This is a genomic window from Sulfurimonas sp. (assembly GCF_047622445.1).
Classification (GTDB): Bacteria; Campylobacterota; Campylobacteria; order Campylobacterales; family Sulfurimonadaceae; genus Sulfurimonas.
Genome location: NZ_JBLHOE010000062.1, coordinates 1 through 19,916, shown reverse-complemented (window position 1 = coordinate 19,916; position 19,916 = coordinate 1). Strand labels below are relative to the sequence as shown.

Here is a 19,916-nt window from a genome sequence, read left to right as displayed (position 1 = left end):
ACGGCTTATCCCTATACTGAATGTTGTATGAATATTTGTGTTTTCGATGATTACCTTTTTTCTCATTAGGGTTAAGATCTTTTGTGCAATTTTGACAGTACAACTCTCATCTACATCTTCAAGTACAACGGTAAACTCATCTCCTCCCAGTCGAGATATCGTGTCTTCTTCACGTACACTTTTTAACAATCTATTAGCTATTTCTTTGAGTAGTTGATCTCCTGTTTGATGACCATACGTATCATTTACTTCTTTGAATCTATCTAAATCAAGAAATAAAACCGTGACTGTACTTTTTTTTCTTTTAGCATGTTTTATACTTTGCTTGAGACGATCTAAAAATAAAAGTCTATTTGGAAGTCCTGTTAGGTCATCATGGTTCGCAATATGGCGAAGTTCTTTTGTCTTATCTATAACTTCTTCACCTAAACGGGTATTTATATTTTGGATGAATTGCTTGTACTTTTTTATATATCCATAATAGTATAAAGCAATAATCAAAAAGAAAATAAGAAGAACAAAAACAACTAATCTTTCTTTAGTTTGGATAATATTACGTATATTGATGTCTTCTAGGTTATGAAAAAGTACGAAGTAGCTCATGTTGTTATCATGAATATCTTTTAAGTGGTACACACTAATGAGCTTTGAATTTTTCAATGATATCATATGGTTGGGTGAATTTACAAAATGAGAGACTTGTTGATCTTTTATATGTGAGAGTAGATTCTCTTTAGCATTGAGATTAGCTACATAATAGTCTTCGACAAAATTTTTGGTAAAGGCGTGAGATAATTGCTTTTTATATTTTTTATCTACTAAAATAACTGTATCGTACTTTTTTTGCTCCATTTTTATAGCAATCGAATTAAATTTTGCTATGACCTCGACAAAGCCTATAAACTCTCCTTTGTCAAAGAGTGGTACCATAGATTTAAAACTTAGATCAAATTTTCCAGTGCTAATAGAAGATTTTACTTTAGGACTTTGAATCATTTGAGCAACATCAATACGTAATTTTGTTAGGTTGTCTCCATGTTTTTTCGTCCAACTTCTATGGAGACTTGTTCCGTCATCCGAAACAACTTGAAACCAAATATTTTTTAATGAAGTGTTATTTTTTAACTCTTGTGCAAATGTATTTAGTTCTAATTTTCCATTTTTATGGAGTAAAATATTTTTTACTTGAGGATTATTTGAGATTGACATAGCAATGATTAAAATTGTTTCAGATTTTTCATCTATGAGAGTTTTTAGCTCATCGTGCATTTTTTTAGAAACTTCGGTATATTTTTGATCTGTAAGTTCATCTGTTCTTTTATGTATATAAAGATAACCTGAAATAAGCCAAAAAATGGGTATGAGAATTAAAATACTCAGAAATGATCGACTCAACTTAATATTGTCTAACAAGTAAAAACCTTTTATTTGAATACTATAGTATACTGTATACTAAGTAGATTGCCAAATGATTGGAGGATAGTATTCGCAGCATTATTATAAGGTGCCTGGACTTTGTTATGTATATAATTCACATCTAATCTATCGTAGCCTTTAAAAATATAAGAAAATCCAGTTGTAATACCTTGAAATTTTCTATACTCTACGTCGATATTACTCATTCTATTGTAGATATCATATCTAGCAAGAATTTCTAAATCTTTGAATATTTGATAAGTTGAGAGTATATAGTACCCATCTGCTTCATTCGTATCGGATGCTCGCATGGAGTATTTCCAATCATTCACATTTGTATCTGTATTGCTATCTTTTGCTCCAGTATAAATCATACCTTTACCTTTCATATACTCAGCTTCAATTCGTAAATCATTTTGAAAATAGGTAAAACCTGTTCCATATCTTATTCTTTTAGCGAGATTTCTCTGCCCATTTTGATACCAAGAGTATATTTTAAATGATTCTTGTTTATAGCCCTTACCTTGACCTAAGATATTTTCATAAGAGACATATCCATAATGGGTGAAGTTATGAGAGTTAATATTGTTGGATACACCAGTGCCAGAACCTAACATATAAGAAAGTGTAAGAGATGATGTGTCGTTGAGCTTAAATGATTGAAAAAGTTGTACTCCAGTGTCACGGTATGCACCAACACCATCTGAAGGTTTAGCAATATATAAATCCGAAGAAGGTAAAACAGGTGTTTGAGTATCTAAAAATCTCTCAAGCATAAGTTGATCGCCTACTGTAGAAAATGTAATAAATGGAGATACGAATCTAGCCATATTACCTTCTTCACTTCCAGCGTATTTAAAACGACCAAAACGTAGGTACAGAGGAAGGTGTTTTAAAGTAATAGAAGTATCCATAAGATAATTATCTGTATGAATTCCTAATGAATTATTTACACCGTTTTGTGCTATTTCACCTAAAACAAAGTAATTGATTTTATTGGCACCATCAAGTGAACCTCTTATTCCTGGTCTTGCTCTTGCAATTTGAAGTTCAGATTGATTTGTAAGTGTGGGTTTTATATAAGAAAATGGAGTTTTATTCACTCCATTTTTAATCATTACATTTCCAGAGTTATCTTGGTAGCGTAGTTGTAAAAAACCCCAAGGATGATGACCTGCTTTAGATTCTGTGCCTTGAAGCATTAACCAGTTTGCAGAGTGCAGAGAACTGATTAAGACAAGCGCAATTGCTAATACTTTTTTCAAGGTTTACTCCTCACGTAAATAAAATCTAAAAACTAGCTTTTTCTACAATAACAGGATAAAAGTATCCAAATCCAAAATCCTTGTCTAAGGTTACAGTTCCCTTTAGAGTAACTACTTCACCAACTTTTGGAAGTGGCTGCGTTGTTGTGAGCACAAGGTCATTCATATTTTGAAATAAGCTTCCATCCCAAAGGTGAACCCAATTTCTTTTCATAATCCCTTGGGATGTTTTTGTTACAATCCCTCTTATACTTACTTCTTTACTCCCATAACTCACTCTGTCTTTAAAAAGTTTTGCTATTGAGATAGTGCCTTTGGCTTTATATGAAGACACCATAATATCTGGCTTCATAGTTATGGTTTGTTTTGCTGGAGTAGTTTTTCTTTGTGTGTCAGAAGCAAATAGAATACTATCAAAAGTACGGTTGAGTGTTTTAGAATGAAAGTCTTTCATCCAAGCTTCTTCGCTAAAAGCTATAGTCGCACCAACTTTGATATCACGTTGAAGCATCGCGATCCAATACTCTTTTTTGTTTTCTTGTACTTTCATATATGAATATCCAGCACTAGGGAAAACTTCTAAGACCTTTGCAGTATGCTTTGTTGAAGCACTAAGGCTTAAGGTAAGTAATAGAGTATAAATGAGATATTTCATTTGTGTCCTTTGTTGATTTTCATTTATTGTAGCTAGGATTAACCAAAATTACCATAAAATAAACAAATAAATGATACGGAGTTTGGATTGATGGTAAAGTTAGATACAGAGATATGTGTTTGTAATAGTATTAATGTTGGTGAATTAGCTGAGTGTATAAAAAAAAATAATTTATCTACCTTAGATGAGGTACTTGAAAATACTGATTGCCCAATAGGGGATAAATGTGAATCATGTCAAGATGAAGGTTTCAATAATGATGGGTTTAATATTTCTATGGTTCTTGCAATGGTAGAAAGAAACACGGTACCAAAAAATTAAAGGAAATAAAAAACTACTAAAAAAACTAGCACAAAAATATACCCTTCTTTATGTGGAAGATGACGAAGCTTTAAGGGAATCAACCTTAGAACTTTTTGAAGGACTTTTTAAAAAGGTAGTGAGTGCAAGTGATGGAAAAGTAGGTTTGGGTCATTTTCAAAAGGAGCGTTTTGACATAGTGATTACAGATATACAGATGCCAAACATGAATGGTATAGAACTCTCTCGCGAGATTATAAAGCAAAATAAGAATCAAAAAATCATTATTGTTTCTGCATATAATGAAACGGAATACTTTATAGAGTTGATAAAAATTGGTGTATCTGGATTTATGCAAAAACCACTTACAACTGTACAAATGTTAGATGTTTTGTACGATGTTTGCCTAGAACTTGATGAGGTAAATGAGCTTCTTAGGTATGTAGACTTAGGCGAGAACTTTAGATGGGATAGCCAACTAAAAAGCTTATCACAAAAAAATATTGAAGTTGCTCTTACCCTTAATGAAAGAAGTCTACTAGATTTATTTTTAGAAAATAAAGAACAAAAATTTACTGACTTAGATATATACAATTATATTTATCATGAGGGTATTGAAAAAGAGTTTTCTAGCAATGCGATTAAAAGTCTTATAAAAAGATTACGTAAAAAAATCCCTCAAAAAACTATACAGACCCATAGAAGTTTAGGATATAGTTTAAAAAGACTATAAAATAATATAATTAAATAAAATTGACACTTTACTGACATACTAGGATGATACACTTTCTCATTAGAAGAGTAAAGGAAAGTTATGGAAATCTTTATGAATGAAGACGATTTAATTGTATCAAAAACAGATCTTAATGGTAAAATTACCTATGGTAATGAATATTTTATCAAGATGTCAGGTTATAGCGAACAAGAATTACTAGACTCCCCACACAATATTTTAAGACATGAAAATATGCCTCGTGTAGTATTTCAGTTACTTTGGGAAAGAATCAAGAATAAAAAATCCATTAATGCTTATGTGAAAAATAAAACAAAAAATGGAGATTTTTATTGGGTTTTTGCGAATGTAACAGCTTCTTTGGATAAAAATGAGAATCTTATAGGGTATTACTCCGTGCGAAGAAAACCATCAAGTAAAGCTCTTCAAGCAATAGAGGAATTATATAAAGAACTACGTCAAGCAGAAAGTAAAGGTGGGATACAAGAGTCTTCAAAGGTACTAGAAGAAAAACTACATTATGCAGGGATAAGTTATGATGAATTTATTATCGCTCTTCAAAAATAAAAGTAAAAGAGATAAAGTCTTACTAGAACAGATTAATACGGTCATGGCTAATGGTGCCAAAGGAAATCTTGAATCTAGAATTACTAACATTGCTAAAGATTCTGAGTACTTTGATATTGCATGGAACTATAACAACTTACTTGACCAAGTTGAAGCCTTTATGCGAGATTCTGGTAGTGCGATTGAAGGGGCTTCAAGGGGAGATAAAAGTTCGACTATCTTTGAAGAAGGCTTTAAAGGTGCATTTAAAAGTGCTGTGCAACCATTAAATAAAGCAGTGAAGGGGATTCTGGACACTAGAAAGCTTCAAGTACAGGGTGAACTCGCAAATGCATTTAACCGTATTGGTGGTGGAACTACTGGCGGTGTTCTCCAAATTCGAGATGATGTAATTAATGGTTCTGAAGTGAGTAAAGAGATTTTACTTACTTCACAAAAAACAGGTGAAGCTTCTCAAAGTTCCTTGGAATCTGTACAAGCAGTTGAGAAAAATTTTGATGAGTTAAGTCAAAGTATTATTCAGACCTCTGAGGGTATCAGTTCTTTAAGTAATCAATCTCAAGAGATTTCAACAGTTGCCGCACTCATTAAAGATATTGCAGAGCAAACAAATCTTCTTGCACTCAATGCCGCTATCGAGGCTGCTCGTGCTGGAGAACATGGTCGTGGATTTGCTGTTGTTGCTGATGAAGTAAGAAAACTCGCAGAAAGAACGCAAAAGGCTACAAGTGAGATATCTATAACTATATCAACACTTAAGCAAGAAACGGTAAATATTGAAGAACACTCTAGTAATATGTCCAGACTTGCAGATGAATCATCACATCACATGGAAACATTAGGCACTGCCTTAAATACCTCTAATAAGATGGCACAAGAATCATCAAAAAATGCAATGTATATTAATAGAATTTTCTTGATTTCAGTTGCAAAAATTGATCATATAGTTATAAAGTCAACTGCCTATCAACATGTTCTCAACGAAGATTCTAGTGAACCATTACTTGATCATCTCAATTGTCGTTTTGGAAAATGGTATGCAGGTGAAGGAAAAGAGGAATTTGGAAAGACGAAATCTTTTAAAGTTCTAGATAAACCACATGCAAATCTACATAAGAAAATTAATGATAATATGATCTATGCAGAAGAAAGCAAAGTGTATGATCCGGGCAACACACAAGCAATCATTGAAAATTTTGAATCTATGGAAGCTTCAAGTGAAGAGTTTTTTACATATTTGGAACGTATGATAGAAGAATAAGTTATGTATTTAAAGGAGATCATAAAACTTACAAAAACATTAAAACTACTTTATGTAGAAGATGATGAAATTTCACGACTCAGTATTAAAGAGCTGTTATCTAATTATTTTACCCATATAACAATTGCTGAGGATGGGAAAGAAGGAATTGAGAAATTTAAAGAAGATAATTTTGATATTATTATAAGTGATATAAATATGCCTAAGCTCAATGGTATAGATATGCTCCGAAAAATACGTAATCTCAATAAAGATATACCTGTCATACTTTTAAGTGCTCATAATGAGAGTAAATACCTCCTTGAGGGTATTGAGCTTGGGATAGATTCTTTTTTATGTAAACCCTTGAATTTAAAGACTCTAAGTAGAACATTGTATAAAGTTACTGATAATATTTTATTAAGAAGAAAAAACCTAAATGATAAAATCAATTTAGAAAATGAAGTAAGAATACAAACTCAAGAACTAGACAGAAATCTTCACTTTGATGAATTAACAGATTTATATAGCAGATATTCATTTTTTGAAGATATGAAAAATATCTCTCATCCTAATGTATTTATTGTAGATATAAATAAGTTTCGTGTTATTAATCAGATATACGGAACGAATGCAGGAACCCTCATTTTAGTGGAATTCTCTTCTTTTTTAAAAAGACTTACCCGAGGTACTACATATAAGGTATACAGACTATCTGCAGATGAGTTTATTATACGCGATGAGATTGAGATAATAGACGTAGAGAAGTATGAAGAAGATATAAAAATATTCTTAATCTTGCTCAATGAATTTACTATAGAAATAGAAAATGATAGTATATCGATTGAAGTAACAATAGGTATAGCAATAGGAGAGGAAAATGCATTTGAGTGTGCAAAAATTGCTCTAGAGTACGCAAAAATATATAAAAAAACTTTTGAGATATACTCAAAGTGTATAGATAAGAGAGATAAAGAAGAAGATGCCCTTGCATGGAAAAATAAAACTAAGTAGGCAATAGAAGAGAATCGTGTCGTTCCTGTTTATCAGCCAATAGTGAATAGAGACGGTAAAGTAATGAAGTACGAAACTTTAATGCGACTACGAGATAAAGATACTAATAAGCTCATTACTCTAAATTATTTTTTAGATATTGCCGTCAAAACAGGTCTTTATAGTGCACTCTCTAGATACATTATATTTGAAGGACTCTGGCGACTTGATACCTCAGAACATAATCTAAGTTTTAATTTTACCTATGCAGATATTATTAATAAGACATTATTAAATGAAATCGAATCATTTTTTATTACTTCACCTAAACTTGCGAGGAGGGCAATTTTTGAGATAACTGAGAGTGAAATTATTGAAGATTATGCAGATATGAAGTCTTTTATTAAGCAGTTTCGTAAGTATGGTGTAGTTTTTGCCATCGATGATTTTTGGAGTGGGTTTTCTAACTTTGAGTATATTTTAGAGGTAGAACCAGATTATTTAAAAATAGATGGTTCTTTAGTGAAAAATATAGATACAGATAAAAAGGCGTATATCCTTGTACGTGCAATTGTGGATTTTTCACATAGACTAGGGATAAAAGTAATTGCAGAATATGTACATTCTGATATAATATTTCAAATGCTAAAAAAGTTAAATATTGATGAATTCCAAGGATTTTACTTTTCGAAGCCTTTAGAAAATATATAAAAAGGGTTTTGATGCTCAATGAAACATACAAAGAGATATTTGAACGTTCTCAAGATGGCTTTCTTATACTTAGAGAAAATATTATTCTTGATTGTAACGATGCCTTTGTTGTAATGTTTGCATATGATTCAAAAGAAGAATTACTAGGCCTTACCCCTTGGGCTATTTCGCCAGAGTTTCAACCTGATGGCTCTTCTTCTTATGAGAAATCATTGCACTCTATGGAAAAAGTACTTGAAGAAGGTTTTCATAGATTTGAGTGGGTACATACTCAAAAGGATAAAAACGAGGTAGATTTCGAAGTTACGCTTACTTCAATAACATATCATGATAAACCTGCTATTTTTGCAACTCTTCGTGATATTTCAGATAGAAAAGCATTACAATTAGCAAATCAAAAACTCACAACAAGACTGGCTCTTGCATTTACTGGTAATAATGATGGAATTTGGGATTGGAATTTAGAAGATAATAGTATCTACTTTTCACCAAGTTGGAAAGAAATGCTGGGATATACGAATGATGAGCTTGAAAGTAGTTTTGAAGTGTGGCAAAACCTTGTCCATCCTCAAGATTTACAAAATGCACTAGATGATACTCTAAATTACTTTGAGAGAAAAGCAGACTCCTATGAAAATTATCACAGGCTAAAACATAAAGATGGCTCCTGGGTGTGGATACTTGCCCGTGGGAAAGCAAAGTTTGATGAAACTGGAAAAGCGACACGTTTTATTGGTACGCATACGAACATTACAAAAGAGAAAAATTTAGAAGAAGAGCTTAAAAATGTGAATAGTTCACTTGAGAACATAGTACATGAAAAAACAGGAGAACTTCAAAAATCTAATAACTACCTTGAAACAATTTTTAATACTGTTAAAGATGGGATAGCTATCATGGACTTAGAATCTAACTTTGTTTTACTTAATGACGCATATGAAAAAATGACAGGGTATAAAAAGAAAGAACTCTACAAAAAATCTTGTCTAGACTTAACAGATCTAAGCATGCTAAATGAGTACAAAAGTGTTCTTCATAAAGTGATTGAATATGGTTATTATATGGACTATGAAAAAATATATATACTTGCTGATAATACACAGATTTGGATAAGAATGGACATTGTTTTAATGCCAGATAAAAGGCAGATTTTAGCCCTTGTAAGAGACTTAAGTGTTGAAAAGAAATTGGAAAAAGAAAAAGAGTTTCATCATCAGCAGATGTTGCAGCAATCACGTTTAGCACAAATGGGCGAAATGATTAGTATGATAGCCCATCAATGGAGACAGCCACTTGGTGCAATCTCAACGACTGCTGCAAATTTATCTTTAAAGCTAGAGATAGATACCTTTGATTTAGAGACAAAAAAATCAAAAGAAGAATGTAGTACATATTTTTTACAGCGACTTGCAAATATAGAATCGTATATTGAATCACTCACAAACACCATAGATGATTTTAGAAATTTTTATAAACCAAATAAAGAAAGAGTTTTTATAAAATTAGATACGATTTTAGCAAGGTCATTAAATATCATAAAGTCATCTTTAACAAACGATGGCATTGAAATTCTATACTATTCAAATGACTCTCAAGAGATAGAGATGTATGATAATGAAATGATGCAAGTTCTTCTTAATATATTAAAAAATGCACAAGATAATTTTTTAGAAAAGGATGTGAAATATCCAAAAATAATTATAAATGTTGAAGATAAAAAGATATCAATTACTGATAATGGTAAAGGAATTCATGAGGATATAATTGGAAGAATTTTTGATCCTTACTTTTCGACAAAAGATGAAAAGAATGGAACTGGTTTAGGTCTATATATGTCTAAAATGATAGTTGAGGATCATCATCACGGGAGACTGTTGGTTGCAAATATTGAAAATGGCACTTGTTTTCGTATTGATTTAAATTAAATGATATTACAAGTGCCAATGCTCAAAGTTTTTACTGTTTTTATCCTTCGATGTAGTAACCCATTCCTGAAGCATTTTTAATAATATCTACTTCAAGTTTGTTACGAAGTCTCCAAACTAGTGTTCGTACACTATTCTCTGTTGCACCATTTTCTTCCCAGACGTATTTCATGGCTTGCTCAAAACTTACTACGACACCCATCTGTGCAACAAGAAGTCGTAAAAAAGCATTTTCTTTTTTTGTAAGTTTTATTTTTGAGCCCTTATAGAATGTCTCACAGATGCTTACGTCAAGGTGAAAACCTTCACCAAAAGTGATGATAGGCTCATTAGCATCTTGCTTAGAGCTAAGAAGATTTTCTAAAGTCATCTTATCTGATTTGAGTGTTATTATTTCTTCTATTACAGCTTTTTCAGATTCATATTTAAATAAAGCCATTTGGATTGTAGCATGTAAAGAATTTGGATCAAATGGTTTTACAATGTAGCCATAAGGTTCTGTTGTTTTAGCCTCAGCAATGATATCATCATCAGTATGTGATGTGAGGTATATAAAAGGGATTCCGTGAAGAGAACGTATTTCACGTGCAAGTTCAATCCCATCAGTGGAATCGTCAAGAGAGATGTCTATTATAATTATTTCAGGTTTCAAGTTAGTAATTTCTTTTTTTGCATCTATAATATTATTGCACATAGCAATAACATTGTAGCCTTGTTTTTGAAGTGATATTTTCAGGTTTAGTGCTGTGATCTCATCATCTTCTACAATGAGAATATTTTTTTCATTCATTATTTGACCTCATAATCATTTCAAATATAATTATTTTGTGATTTATAAATTTATTTTATACTATAAAGATAAATAAGTCAAATTTATTACATAATTTTGATAACTTTATAACAAAGTAGTATATGTTTTAATCAGTTACTGTTTGTCTTGTTGTTTTATTTAGAGGAGAATTACTAGAATATAAAACCTTACCTGAAGGTACAACAAGTGAAGAAGTCTTTAAATGTACATCTTGATCATCAAAAAATATATGTGCTTTAAATGATTCTAAAATTTTACTTTTTTCTATACCACCAAGAAAAAATGCTTCATCAACATATACACCCCAATGACGGAGTGTTTTAATTACTCTTAAATCTGCAGGTGCATTTCTAGCAGTAACTATGGCTATTCTAACTGGTGAATATTCTATTCGCATTGGTAGTCTATGTTGTAAGGCTGCGAGTTTTTTTAAAAATATAGCAAAAGGACCTTCGAGCATAGGAATATTTTGTGATTCATTTTCACTCTGATGAAAAGCTTCGATGCCTTTTTCTTTGTAAACTAATTCACTACTTTCATCAAATAGTACAGCATCTCCATCAAAAGCAATTCTCACTTGTCCATCCTCAATATCACATTTATATTCTGGAGGTGTAGATAAAACAGCAGCAGCACAGACAAGAGAGTCTATAACCTTTTGTGCATCTTTTTCATCGGTTGTTAAAAATAAATCAACTCCAAAAGCTTCTATGTAATCAGCAGAAGATTCTCCAGCAGTAAATGCAGAACGTGTAATATTAAGATTGAGTTTTCGGATAGTATTTAACACTCTTACCCCAGTGTCAGGTGAATTTCTTGACATTACAACAACTTCTACAAGTGGTGCATCTCCTTTTTTTTGGTAACGATTTAAATCAAGAAGAGCTTTTATGAAAGCAAATCCTATCCCTTTGTCTAAGGCTTCATCTTCGTGTTGTAGCATATAGTCTCGATATATTTCGATGGCATTATCAGGATGTTTTTCATACTCTTCTCTAAACAAGGCATCTGCTTCACTCAAATTAAAAAGAGCAGTGGCTGATATGCCGATAACAAGTGTATTTTCTAAGTTAAATGCCAAAATATATCCTTTTGTAAACATATTATAGTAGAATTCTTTTAATAACATATGGAGTTTATTATGGCTTATTTTGTTTATATTCTTAAATGCAGTGATGAGACTTTATATACGGGTATTGCTACTGATGTAGACCGTCGCTTAGCAGAACATAATACTTCAGTTAAGGGTGCAAAATATACTCGTGTGCGACGTCCAGTAAGTTTAGTATACACAGAAGAACTTATAGATAGAAGTAGCGCATGTAAACGAGAATATGCAATCAAACAGCTCAAACGTAAAGAAAAATTGGAGTTAATTAATGCTTAAAATATATGTAGATGCTGATGCTTTTCCAAACTTACTCAAGCCAATCCTGTTTCGCTCCATTGAGAGACTCAAACTTCAAACTTTAGTTGTTTCGAATAAAAAAGTAAATATTGGCAAATCTAGTTTAATATCTTATATTATTGTTGAAGCTGGTGCTGATGAAGCTGATCATAAGATAGTGGAAATGGTAGAAGAAGGAGATTTAGTAATTACAGCTGATATACCCTTAGCAGATAGAATTATCTCTAAAGATGCACATGCCATCGATCATAGAGGTGAACTTTATAGTGTGGATAATATTAAACAATATCTTGCTATGAGAGACTTAATGGAAAAAATTCGTGAAAGTGGTGAAGTAACACGTGGACCAAAACCTTTTGGACAAAAAGATGCAGAAAAGTTTGCCAATCAGCTCAATAGCTTTTTAGCGCGCTATGTAAAGTAATATTTTTTTACAAATCAGCTCAATGCATTGTAAATAAGGTACTTAAGATAAGATATTTTCCACACACTGTACACACTTCTTGGCTATGATTATGGTAAAGATTAAAGAAGGAAGCTCAAATGAAAAAATTATTGACTTTATTTATGGTTTTAGGTTTAATGCAACTAAACGCAGCAGAGAATAAAAAACTAGAACCATTCCCATTAAATGATTTAACATATGCAGAAGAAAAAGTGATCGTAGGTAAAGGTACTGAGAGCCCCTTTAGTGGAAAATACAACAAACATAAGAAAGAGGGTGTATATACATGTAAAAGATGTGATACTCCATTATATAAGTCAAACTCAAAGTTTGATAGTGGATGTGGTTGGCCAAGTTTTGATGATGAAATCAAAGGTGCAGTAAAAAGAAATCTTGATAAAGATGGACGTAGAGTAGAAATAGTATGTGCTAAGTGTGATGCGCATTTAGGACACGTTTTTAAAGGTGAAAAATTTACTGCGAAAAATACAAGACATTGTGTAAACTCTATTTCTTTAAATTTTAATAATAACTCTTTAGTGATGAGTGAGAAAAAAGCGTACTTTGCTGGTGGTTGTTTTTGGGGAGTTGAATACCATTTTGAAAAATTAGATGGTGTAAAGTCAGTTTTCTCAGGTTATATGGGTGGACATACGAAAAATCCATCATATAAGGATGTAGTACGTAAAAGAACTGGTCACTTAGAAGTTGTTGAAGTGACATATGACAGCTCAAAAGTAAGTTATGAGACTTTAGCAAAATTGTTTTTTGAGATTCATGATCCAACTCAAAAGAATGGTCAAGGACCAGACATAGGTTCTCAGTATCTTTCAGCAATATTTACATCGGATGAAAAAGAGAGAGAAACTATTTATAAGCTTGTAGGTATATTAAATATTAAAGGTTTAGATATAGCTACAAAGATTCGTGATAGCGCAGTTTTTTATAAGGCCGAAGATTACCACCAAGATTATTATGAAAAAACGGGTAAAAAACCGTATTGTCATAGTTACAAGAAGTTATTTTAAAAGGTTATAACCTTTGTTGTATCACTCTGAAGTGCCTCTGTTAGCATTTCACCGGTGTGAATTAAAGCGACTCCAAGTTCTCTAAGTGTGTCAGAAACTCCGTAGTCATCTGTACAAACTACACAAGCGTTGAATTTTACACCGCTTTTTTGCACTACTTTAAATTGTTCTTGAAGTTGTTCATCTTGGGCTAAAAGTTTTGCTGATGGACCCCAAATCATGATAGTAGCCTCATCCCAGTATTTTCTCTCAAGCATTACTGATCCATAGAGTAAAACCAGTTTTCTAGCAACTTCTACTTCACCACTTGACCATACTATAAGTAATTCATTTTTCATTATTCTCTCTTTTAGAATTTTGTTTAATTGCAGAGGTTAATAGCGTTTTGGCATCTTTACCTTCGCTTGGATAGGAGCTAATGCCCAGACTAAATGTAAATTTGATTATATCATCTTCGTTATAAACAAGAGGGTGCTCTTTTTCTAGGTTTTTTATTCTATTTATAGTAGGTTTTATCGAATCAATACTTTCAATTTCTTGTAACAACAAAACAAATTCATTTCCACTAATTCTCGATACAGAGTCAAATGACCTTACTATATCGCTTAGCAGATGTGCTAGATGTTTTAGCAACATATCTCCTGCGTGATAACCGTATTCTTTATTGATAAGGTTTAAGTTATTTAAGTGTATGAAACACAGTGTAAAATTTGTTTTATGTTCTAAAGATGTGATGATTGATTCATCTATTTTTTTAAGTAGATACGAACGATTTACTAAACCTGTTAAACTATCGTGTGAAGATGCATAATCTAATTCCTGTTCTACTTTCTTAATATGTGTAACATCTTGGCATATAATAATGTTTTCTGTAATATGGCCATCAGTTTGTATAGGAATGATATCTGCATGAAACAATATATTTTTACCTTGTGCATCTTTCGCATTTATAATTTTACTTTGAGAATTAAGTTTTGATTCTCTTGTATGAAAAAATTTAGAAAAATGTTTTCCTAGTAGTTCATTTTCATCTTTACCTAAGAAATATATGCAAATACTGTTTACTTCGAGGATAATTCCATCTAAGTCTACATGAAAGCGAATAATGTTTTGATTGATTAAGTTGTAGTAATTTTTCCCTTTTTCAATTTTTACATCAGTTGTTTGAGAGATAAGCGTATTTTTATTGAGTATTTGGATTGCTTCTAGGTAGTGGCTTGAAAACTCAGATTTTTTAATGATGTATGCAAGAAAAATATTTTCTTCTTTTAAAACTTCAACCTCAATATCGTAATAATAGGAGTTTTTAAAAATCATTGGAATTTTAAATGTTAATGTAGTGTTTTGTAGTAAATTTAAAATACTCTCTTCGTTTCCAATAAATTCCCAAAAACAATCTCTTAAGTCAGCACCAATACGTAGATGCTTCTTATCATCTGAAATTGAGGAGGTATCTTCATCAAAATAAACTATGATAAAATCAAGAGAAAAAGCTAAAAAGCTTATGCCACTTTTTTTACATATTAAAGGGATTAGTTTTTGTTTTAACATGATTAAAGTTTAGAAATTACATTTTGATTGATTTCATTAAAGATAGTATTTACATCATCTCCATTCTTTGCAGAAGTTTTATGTATTGAAATTATGTTTTGGGAAAGTTTTTGTAAAGTATCTAGTTCTTTTTCAACTCTTATTTCTAAATCACTTTTGTTTAAGGCAATACAAATTACTGCATCTTTTGATGATTCAAGACAAAGTTTTATATGTTTTTCAATACTTTGAATTGTCTCAGGACGAGTAAGATCAGCTACGATGATAAATGCTTTAGCACCCATAAGATATTGTTTGAAAATGGGTTTATATTCTGTTTCACCCTCTATATCCCATAATATCATAGTTGATTCTAGTCCTAAAGTAGATTGAAGTTGCTTTTTTGACATAGATACACCAATACTACTGAGGTATTCCTCACTAAAACTATTGTCAACAAATCTTTTAACAAGACTTGTTTTACCAACGCCGAAATCGCCAACCATTACAATTTTATAAGCAAACATTATTTCTCCTGCATTTCTAATGTAATTACAGAACATCTTTGTTTGTCTGCATTATTACTTACATCTACATACAATGAAATATCATCATTTGTAGATATAGTTATATGTTGTTTAACTAAGAATTTATCTTTTAATACAGATGCAATATTTTCTGCTCTTATTTTTGCAAAATAATGCTGTATAGCAGTACTCCCCTGATTATCACTAAACCCTTTTACAGATACAACTGTATTTCTATCTAGTAAATTTAAAAGTTTTGATAATTCTAAAAGCTCGTTTTCTTGTAGCTCGTTGAGTAAATAGGCTCCTTTATTAAAAAAGAGTATCGTTTTTATATCCGGAGGGGAAATAATGATTTTATCTGTCAAACTTATTGTTGTATCAAAACTTTTTAGGGCTTGAAGAATTTTATCTTTACGGTGAATATCCCAAGTAGAACCAAGAATCGTATAATTTGGATAGTTATATTCGTAGGTAATGTTGATTCCCTTATCGGTATTCAAACCCTTCAAAAGGTAAGATATATTGGAACTTATCTGCATAGGATCATCTAAAGTAGGAAGAACTATGAGATTGTTCTTTATACCTTCAATTCCTTTCATCTGTGCAATTGATTTTTCTGCTAATTCTTTATGAAAAAGAAAAGGAACTTGACCATTGATTTCTACGACACCTTCTCGAAGATGAGTTTGTATACGATAGGCTGCAAGTTTAGGATTCTTATAAAGTACTGTTTGTATTTTAGTTTCTAAATTTTCTTGGATATTGTTCTGGTACATATTCCAAAAAAGAGCAGAAAGAAGAAGAAGAGGAGTAAACCAAATAAGAGGGTGGAGTTTTCTTTTTTTATCTTGATTATTTTCATTTTCATTAATGAGAGTTAATATTTTTTCAGATATAGGGGTATTTGGAAAATCACTAAAATTACCGTTAAACTCTCTTATTTCATTACCATGACCAGATATGATGGTTTCGAGTGTATTTCTTATCTTTTTTAGTGTTCTGTTATATGTTGCACCATGAACAATAACAGCTAAATAAGCAAAACCTGCATTTTCAACAACTATTTTACTCGCACCATAATCGATTTCACCAACTTCATTTGATGATTCATTTTTTTCAATCCAATCATTTATAAAACTATTGATTGCTGTCATCATTGAAGCTATCATCTCAGGTTCTATAAGCGTTTCATTTGGATTATGTTCTTCGCATAAAATAATGCCTGTTTCTTTATGTATAAGTAATACTGCTCCAATATCCGAATTTGAATTTTCTTCAAGTAAAAGTTGCGTTTCTGTTACCCCTTTTCTTTTAGCTTCAATTTTTCTTTTCAAAGTTTTAAAAGATAATCCAGCTTGGATTTGATCATTAATAGAATTAAGTGCCTCTTCCAGACTCTTGGATACAAACTTACTAATCATACTTCCCAAAATAGGATATAAAGCTTCTATTATGTCATCTTTTTTAGATTTTATTTGTTCTCGTATAGCAGCACCAATGAGTGGTGAAATTTGTAAAGCAATTTTATCTTTAGAGTTTTCAAAATTATCATCTATGAGTTTCGTTACAATTGGCTCTAATACATTTAATAAAGCTTGATCTTGTTTTGATTTATTCATATATTACTTTGAATCTTTAGTTGCGAGAGATAATTGTGTGTTGATTTTTGTACCTTTCATTGCCATTGCAGCTTCCATAAGAATTTCTGCCGCATCATCACGGGATAATTTAACCTCGTTTGTAGTAGAAATTTTCTTGTCTAATACACTAAGAAGTTCATCTTGAAGTGAATCCATCTGTGCGCGTAAGGTATTTCGCATTTCAATTTGTTGTTTGTGTAACTGTTCTCTTTTTGTATTTAACTCTTCTTCTATAACTTCCATAGAGTTTTGAAGACGCTTTTCTAATTTGAGAGAAGTGTCTTTTGTATCTGCTAAGTCCTCTTGCTGTTGTATAGTTATATTTTTAATCTTTTTTGTAATATTTCCTACTTCAGTATTGATTCTTTCATCCATATCATTTTGAGATTGCTCAAGTTTACTTCGCATTTCATCATGAATAGATTTAATAGATTGCTCGATTTTGTCAAATTTATCATTAACTTCTCTTGTTTGAGATCCAAAAAGTATTTCTCTAATCTGATCAACATTATCAACTTCAGCGGCAGCAGTATCATTTGTCTTATTGTCCATAATTATGTACCTTAGCTTATTTTATAGTACATTTTATCTAAAATACTGAGTAAATCGTGAATTATGCTTAGAAATACTAAAAGTCACTAGATACTCATTTTATTTTGTTACTATAAGATTAATTGAAAAGGAAAGGCATTGAAAGAAGATAACGAATATATTCAAAATATAATGAATGAAGTAGCACATCAATGGAGACAGCCTCTTTCTCATATAAATTCTATTGTGTTTTCTATAGATAGTATACTCTATGAAAATGGTATAAAAAACAAAGAAATTGAAAAAAAGTTGAATGAGATAGAAAGTATTACAAAACATATGTCAAAGACTATAGATGATCTTAATAATAAATCTATGGAAAATGATGATACTATTTTTTTGGTAAATGTATTTGATGAAATTACTACTCTCATATCTAGTAGGTTAGAAAAAGAAAGGATAAAGCTAATTATTGATGTTGATAAATCCATATCTATTCAATCAAATACGAGAACATTACTCCAAGCGATAATTAATATATTACATAATTCAATTGATGCACTTCTTGAGAGAAATATTTTTAATGCATATATTAAAATTAATGTTAGTAAAACTGAAAAAGACATAAGTATAAAAATTATTGATAATGGTGGTGGTATCACTGAAAATACAATGCGAAAAATATTTGATAAAGACTATACAACAAAGCACTCTACGGAGGGAAGTGGAGTTGGGTTACATATGACAAAAGAGATTATTGAAAAACACTTACAAGCAGATTTAAATGTCTATAATATAGACTGTGGTGTTTGTTTTGAAATAAATTTTAAGAGCAGTACATTAGATGAAATATAACTCAAGTTTAGGACATACATTAAATATATTATATGCTGAAAAAAATCCAGAAAATGATTTTAATAAAACTTTATTAAGTTTAATGTGTAAAAATTTATCTAGCTCATTTATAGTAGAAGATATTATCGCTCAGTATCAACGCTTTGAAAAGGTCAATGGTTATTCTTTTGACATTGTTATCATGGATAATAGTTTTGGTTTAGATTTACTCAATGCAATTATAGACATGAATCCTAATCAAAAAATCATTGTAAATATAGAATTGGATAATAATGCAAATATTTCAGATTTTTATTTGCATGATATAGCTGATTTTATTCATGAACCGTTAAGAAATGATGGAGTGAATGAGACTATTTTAAAAGTAATACCAGAGTTACACTCAACTGACTTTTTATTTAGAAATATGCAAGAATATGAAAAACTAGATCAAAGCAGTTCTTCAGTTATTCGAAAGTATGAAACAAAACTCATTGAAATGGAGCAAAAACTAAAAGCACAGAGTGATTTTTTTGCAAGTATGAGTCATGAAATTAGAACACCTATAAATGCAATTATAGGGATGAGTCAAATATTAATAGATGACAAAGCACTTGAAAAAAAACAATTACAGAATGTTAAAACTATAAATAATTCATCCAATATGCTTTTAGGGATTATCAATGATATACTTGATTATTCAAAGATTGAAGCAGGGATGCTAAAACTTGAGAACATAGCATTTGAATTACATACTACTTTAGACTATCTAGCTGATATGATTGGCTTGAAAATTAAAGAAAAAGGCTTAGACTTAATTTTTGATATGCATCATGATGTTGGAAAAAACTTTGTTGGAGATCCTCTAAGATTATCTCAAATATTGCTAAACCTCGTAAGTAATGCAGTAAAGTTTACAGATGAGGGGAAGTGTATTAGTACACATTAAAACTCTCGATGATGACTCCTATATACAGTTTGAAGTACGAGATACGGGGATTGGAATAAAAGAAGAACGTCTAAAAGGCTTATTTGAAAACTATACACAAGCTGGTGAAGATACGAGTAGAAAGTATGGTGGAACAGGCTTAGGTCTTTCTATATCTAAATAGTTAAGTGAATTGATGGATGGAGGTATTTGGGCAGAGAGTGAATATGGAGATGGGACATCATTTTTTGTAAAAATTAAACTTCAAAAAGATACTAGAAGTACGAAAAGAGAATACCGTTTGCCATCAAAGGAATTAATGAATAAAAAAGTTTTAGTACTTGATTCAAGACCTTTATCTCTTAATGCAATTAAACATATGTTAGAGTATTTTCATTATACTGTGACAAATATCGCAACACTAGA

The 19,916-nt window shown here is 31.0% G+C and carries 24 protein-coding genes and 1 pseudogene; 15 read left to right on the top strand and 10 right to left on the bottom strand.

Features of this window, described 5'->3' with window-relative positions:
- The 3 genes from ACI9TV_RS12735 to ACI9TV_RS12725 form a co-directional block, all read right to left on the bottom strand.
- Positions 1–1,395 (bottom strand): diguanylate cyclase domain-containing protein (locus ACI9TV_RS12735; protein WP_415251190.1); only part of this gene is annotated, 1,395 nt, incomplete at its 3' end.
- A 29-nt stretch (positions 1,396–1,424) separates the two neighbouring features.
- Complete coding sequence (locus ACI9TV_RS12730; protein WP_415251189.1) at positions 1,425–2,681, bottom strand: hypothetical protein; 1,257 nt, start codon at positions 2,679–2,681, stop codon at positions 1,425–1,427.
- A 25-nt stretch (positions 2,682–2,706) separates the two neighbouring features.
- Positions 2,707–3,336, bottom strand: a complete 630-nt coding sequence (locus ACI9TV_RS12725; RefSeq protein WP_415251188.1) for a hypothetical protein — start codon at positions 3,334–3,336, stop codon at positions 2,707–2,709.
- A 90-nt stretch (positions 3,337–3,426) separates the two neighbouring features.
- On the opposite strand from ACI9TV_RS12725, the gene ACI9TV_RS12720 reads away from it, so the two are divergent.
- From ACI9TV_RS12720 to ACI9TV_RS12685, 8 genes and pseudogenes are all read left to right on the top strand, one after another.
- Entirely contained in the window at positions 3,427–3,657 is a 231-nt protein-coding gene (locus ACI9TV_RS12720; protein WP_415251187.1) for a (2Fe-2S)-binding protein, read from the top strand.
- A 52-nt stretch (positions 3,658–3,709) separates the two neighbouring features.
- Positions 3,710–4,369 carry a response regulator transcription factor gene (locus ACI9TV_RS12715; RefSeq protein ID WP_415251186.1) on the top strand — a complete coding sequence of 220 codons (660 nt, stop codon included), beginning with the start codon at positions 3,710–3,712 and terminating at the stop codon, positions 4,367–4,369.
- Between the two features lie 81 nt (positions 4,370–4,450).
- Positions 4,451–4,936 (top strand): PAS domain-containing protein, encoded by a 486-nt coding sequence (locus ACI9TV_RS12710; protein WP_415251185.1) that lies wholly within the window; start codon positions 4,451–4,453, stop codon positions 4,934–4,936.
- A pseudogene (locus ACI9TV_RS12705) lies at positions 4,905–5,759 on the top strand (methyl-accepting chemotaxis protein); the annotation flags it as partial. The gene ACI9TV_RS12710 and the pseudogene ACI9TV_RS12705, both read left to right, overlap by 32 nt.
- Positions 5,733–6,197 (top strand): CZB domain-containing protein, encoded by a 465-nt coding sequence (locus ACI9TV_RS12700; RefSeq protein WP_415251192.1) that lies wholly within the window; start codon positions 5,733–5,735, stop codon positions 6,195–6,197. The pseudogene ACI9TV_RS12705 and the gene ACI9TV_RS12700, both read left to right, overlap by 27 nt.
- A gap of 3 nt (positions 6,198–6,200) precedes the next feature.
- Positions 6,201–7,190 (top strand): response regulator, encoded by a 990-nt coding sequence (locus tag ACI9TV_RS12695; RefSeq protein WP_415251184.1) that lies wholly within the window; start codon positions 6,201–6,203, stop codon positions 7,188–7,190.
- Positions 7,191–7,193: 3 nt separating this feature from the next.
- Complete coding sequence (locus ACI9TV_RS12690; protein WP_415251191.1) at positions 7,194–7,880, top strand: EAL domain-containing protein; 687 nt, start codon at positions 7,194–7,196, stop codon at positions 7,878–7,880.
- An 11-nt stretch (positions 7,881–7,891) separates the two neighbouring features.
- The gene (locus ACI9TV_RS12685) at positions 7,892–9,805 is read left to right on the top strand and encodes a PAS domain S-box protein (RefSeq protein ID WP_415251183.1); all 1,914 of its coding nucleotides are present in this window, start codon (positions 7,892–7,894) and stop codon (positions 9,803–9,805) included.
- Between the two features lie 40 nt (positions 9,806–9,845).
- Here ACI9TV_RS12685 and ACI9TV_RS12680 read toward each other — a convergent pair whose 3' ends face one another.
- Positions 9,846–10,595, bottom strand: a complete 750-nt coding sequence (locus tag ACI9TV_RS12680; protein WP_415251182.1) for a response regulator — start codon at positions 10,593–10,595, stop codon at positions 9,846–9,848.
- Between the two features lie 127 nt (positions 10,596–10,722).
- The gene (locus ACI9TV_RS12675; RefSeq protein ID WP_415251180.1) at positions 10,723–11,697 is read right to left on the bottom strand and encodes a 5'-nucleotidase; all 975 of its coding nucleotides are present in this window, start codon (positions 11,695–11,697) and stop codon (positions 10,723–10,725) included.
- A 60-nt stretch (positions 11,698–11,757) separates the two neighbouring features.
- Here ACI9TV_RS12675 and ACI9TV_RS12670 point away from each other — a divergent pair, with 60 nt between their 5' ends.
- The 3 genes from ACI9TV_RS12670 to ACI9TV_RS12660 all read left to right on the top strand — a co-directional run bounded on the left by ACI9TV_RS12670 (position 11,758) and on the right by ACI9TV_RS12660 (position 13,497).
- Positions 11,758–12,003, top strand: coding sequence for a GIY-YIG nuclease family protein (locus ACI9TV_RS12670; protein WP_415251179.1), 246 nt, complete (start codon positions 11,758–11,760; stop codon positions 12,001–12,003).
- Entirely contained in the window at positions 11,996–12,448 is a 453-nt protein-coding gene (locus ACI9TV_RS12665; RefSeq protein WP_415251178.1) for a YaiI/YqxD family protein, read from the top strand. Before ACI9TV_RS12670 ends, ACI9TV_RS12665 begins: the two co-directional genes overlap by 8 nt.
- 119 nt (positions 12,449–12,567) lie before the next feature.
- The gene (locus tag ACI9TV_RS12660) at positions 12,568–13,497 is read left to right on the top strand and encodes a bifunctional methionine sulfoxide reductase B/A protein (protein WP_415251177.1); all 930 of its coding nucleotides are present in this window, start codon (positions 12,568–12,570) and stop codon (positions 13,495–13,497) included.
- Here ACI9TV_RS12660 and ACI9TV_RS12655 read toward each other — a convergent pair.
- Genes ACI9TV_RS12655 through ACI9TV_RS12635 form a run of 5 tightly spaced genes read right to left on the bottom strand, consistent with a single transcriptional unit; the run spans position 13,494 to position 17,749 of the window.
- Positions 13,494–13,835, bottom strand: coding sequence for a DsrE family protein (locus tag ACI9TV_RS12655; RefSeq protein WP_415251176.1), 342 nt, complete (start codon positions 13,833–13,835; stop codon positions 13,494–13,496). The genes ACI9TV_RS12660 and ACI9TV_RS12655 overlap by 4 nt on opposite strands.
- Positions 13,825–15,048 (bottom strand): diguanylate cyclase domain-containing protein, encoded by a 1,224-nt coding sequence (locus ACI9TV_RS12650; protein WP_415251175.1) that lies wholly within the window; start codon positions 15,046–15,048, stop codon positions 13,825–13,827. The genes ACI9TV_RS12655 and ACI9TV_RS12650 overlap by 11 nt, the downstream gene beginning before the upstream one ends.
- A 2-nt stretch (positions 15,049–15,050) precedes the next feature.
- On the bottom strand, positions 15,051–15,554 hold the full coding sequence (locus ACI9TV_RS12645) for a Rab family GTPase (protein WP_415251174.1): 504 nt from the start codon (positions 15,552–15,554) through the stop codon (positions 15,051–15,053).
- Entirely contained in the window at positions 15,554–17,176 is a 1,623-nt protein-coding gene (locus tag ACI9TV_RS12640) for a BON domain-containing protein (RefSeq protein ID WP_415251173.1), read from the bottom strand. Before ACI9TV_RS12640 ends, ACI9TV_RS12645 begins: the two co-directional genes overlap by 1 nt.
- A gap of 3 nt (positions 17,177–17,179) precedes the next feature.
- Complete coding sequence (locus ACI9TV_RS12635; protein WP_415251172.1) at positions 17,180–17,749, bottom strand: hypothetical protein; 570 nt, start codon at positions 17,747–17,749, stop codon at positions 17,180–17,182.
- Between the two features lie 138 nt (positions 17,750–17,887).
- Between ACI9TV_RS12635 and ACI9TV_RS12630 the strand changes: the two genes are divergently transcribed.
- From ACI9TV_RS12630 to ACI9TV_RS12615, 4 genes are all read left to right on the top strand, one after another.
- The gene (locus ACI9TV_RS12630) at positions 17,888–18,583 is read left to right on the top strand and encodes a sensor histidine kinase (RefSeq protein WP_415251171.1); all 696 of its coding nucleotides are present in this window, start codon (positions 17,888–17,890) and stop codon (positions 18,581–18,583) included.
- A complete protein-coding gene (locus ACI9TV_RS12625; RefSeq protein WP_415251170.1) occupies positions 18,573–19,511 on the top strand; it encodes a sensor histidine kinase in 939 nt (312 codons plus the stop codon). The genes ACI9TV_RS12630 and ACI9TV_RS12625 overlap by 11 nt, the downstream gene beginning before the upstream one ends.
- Positions 19,483–19,674, top strand: a complete 192-nt coding sequence (locus ACI9TV_RS12620; protein ID WP_415251169.1) for an ATP-binding protein — start codon at positions 19,483–19,485, stop codon at positions 19,672–19,674. Before ACI9TV_RS12625 ends, ACI9TV_RS12620 begins: the two co-directional genes overlap by 29 nt.
- Before the next feature lie 12 nt (positions 19,675–19,686).
- Positions 19,687–19,916: hypothetical protein (locus ACI9TV_RS12615; protein WP_415251168.1), on the top strand; the 230-nt coding region annotated here is incomplete at its 3' end.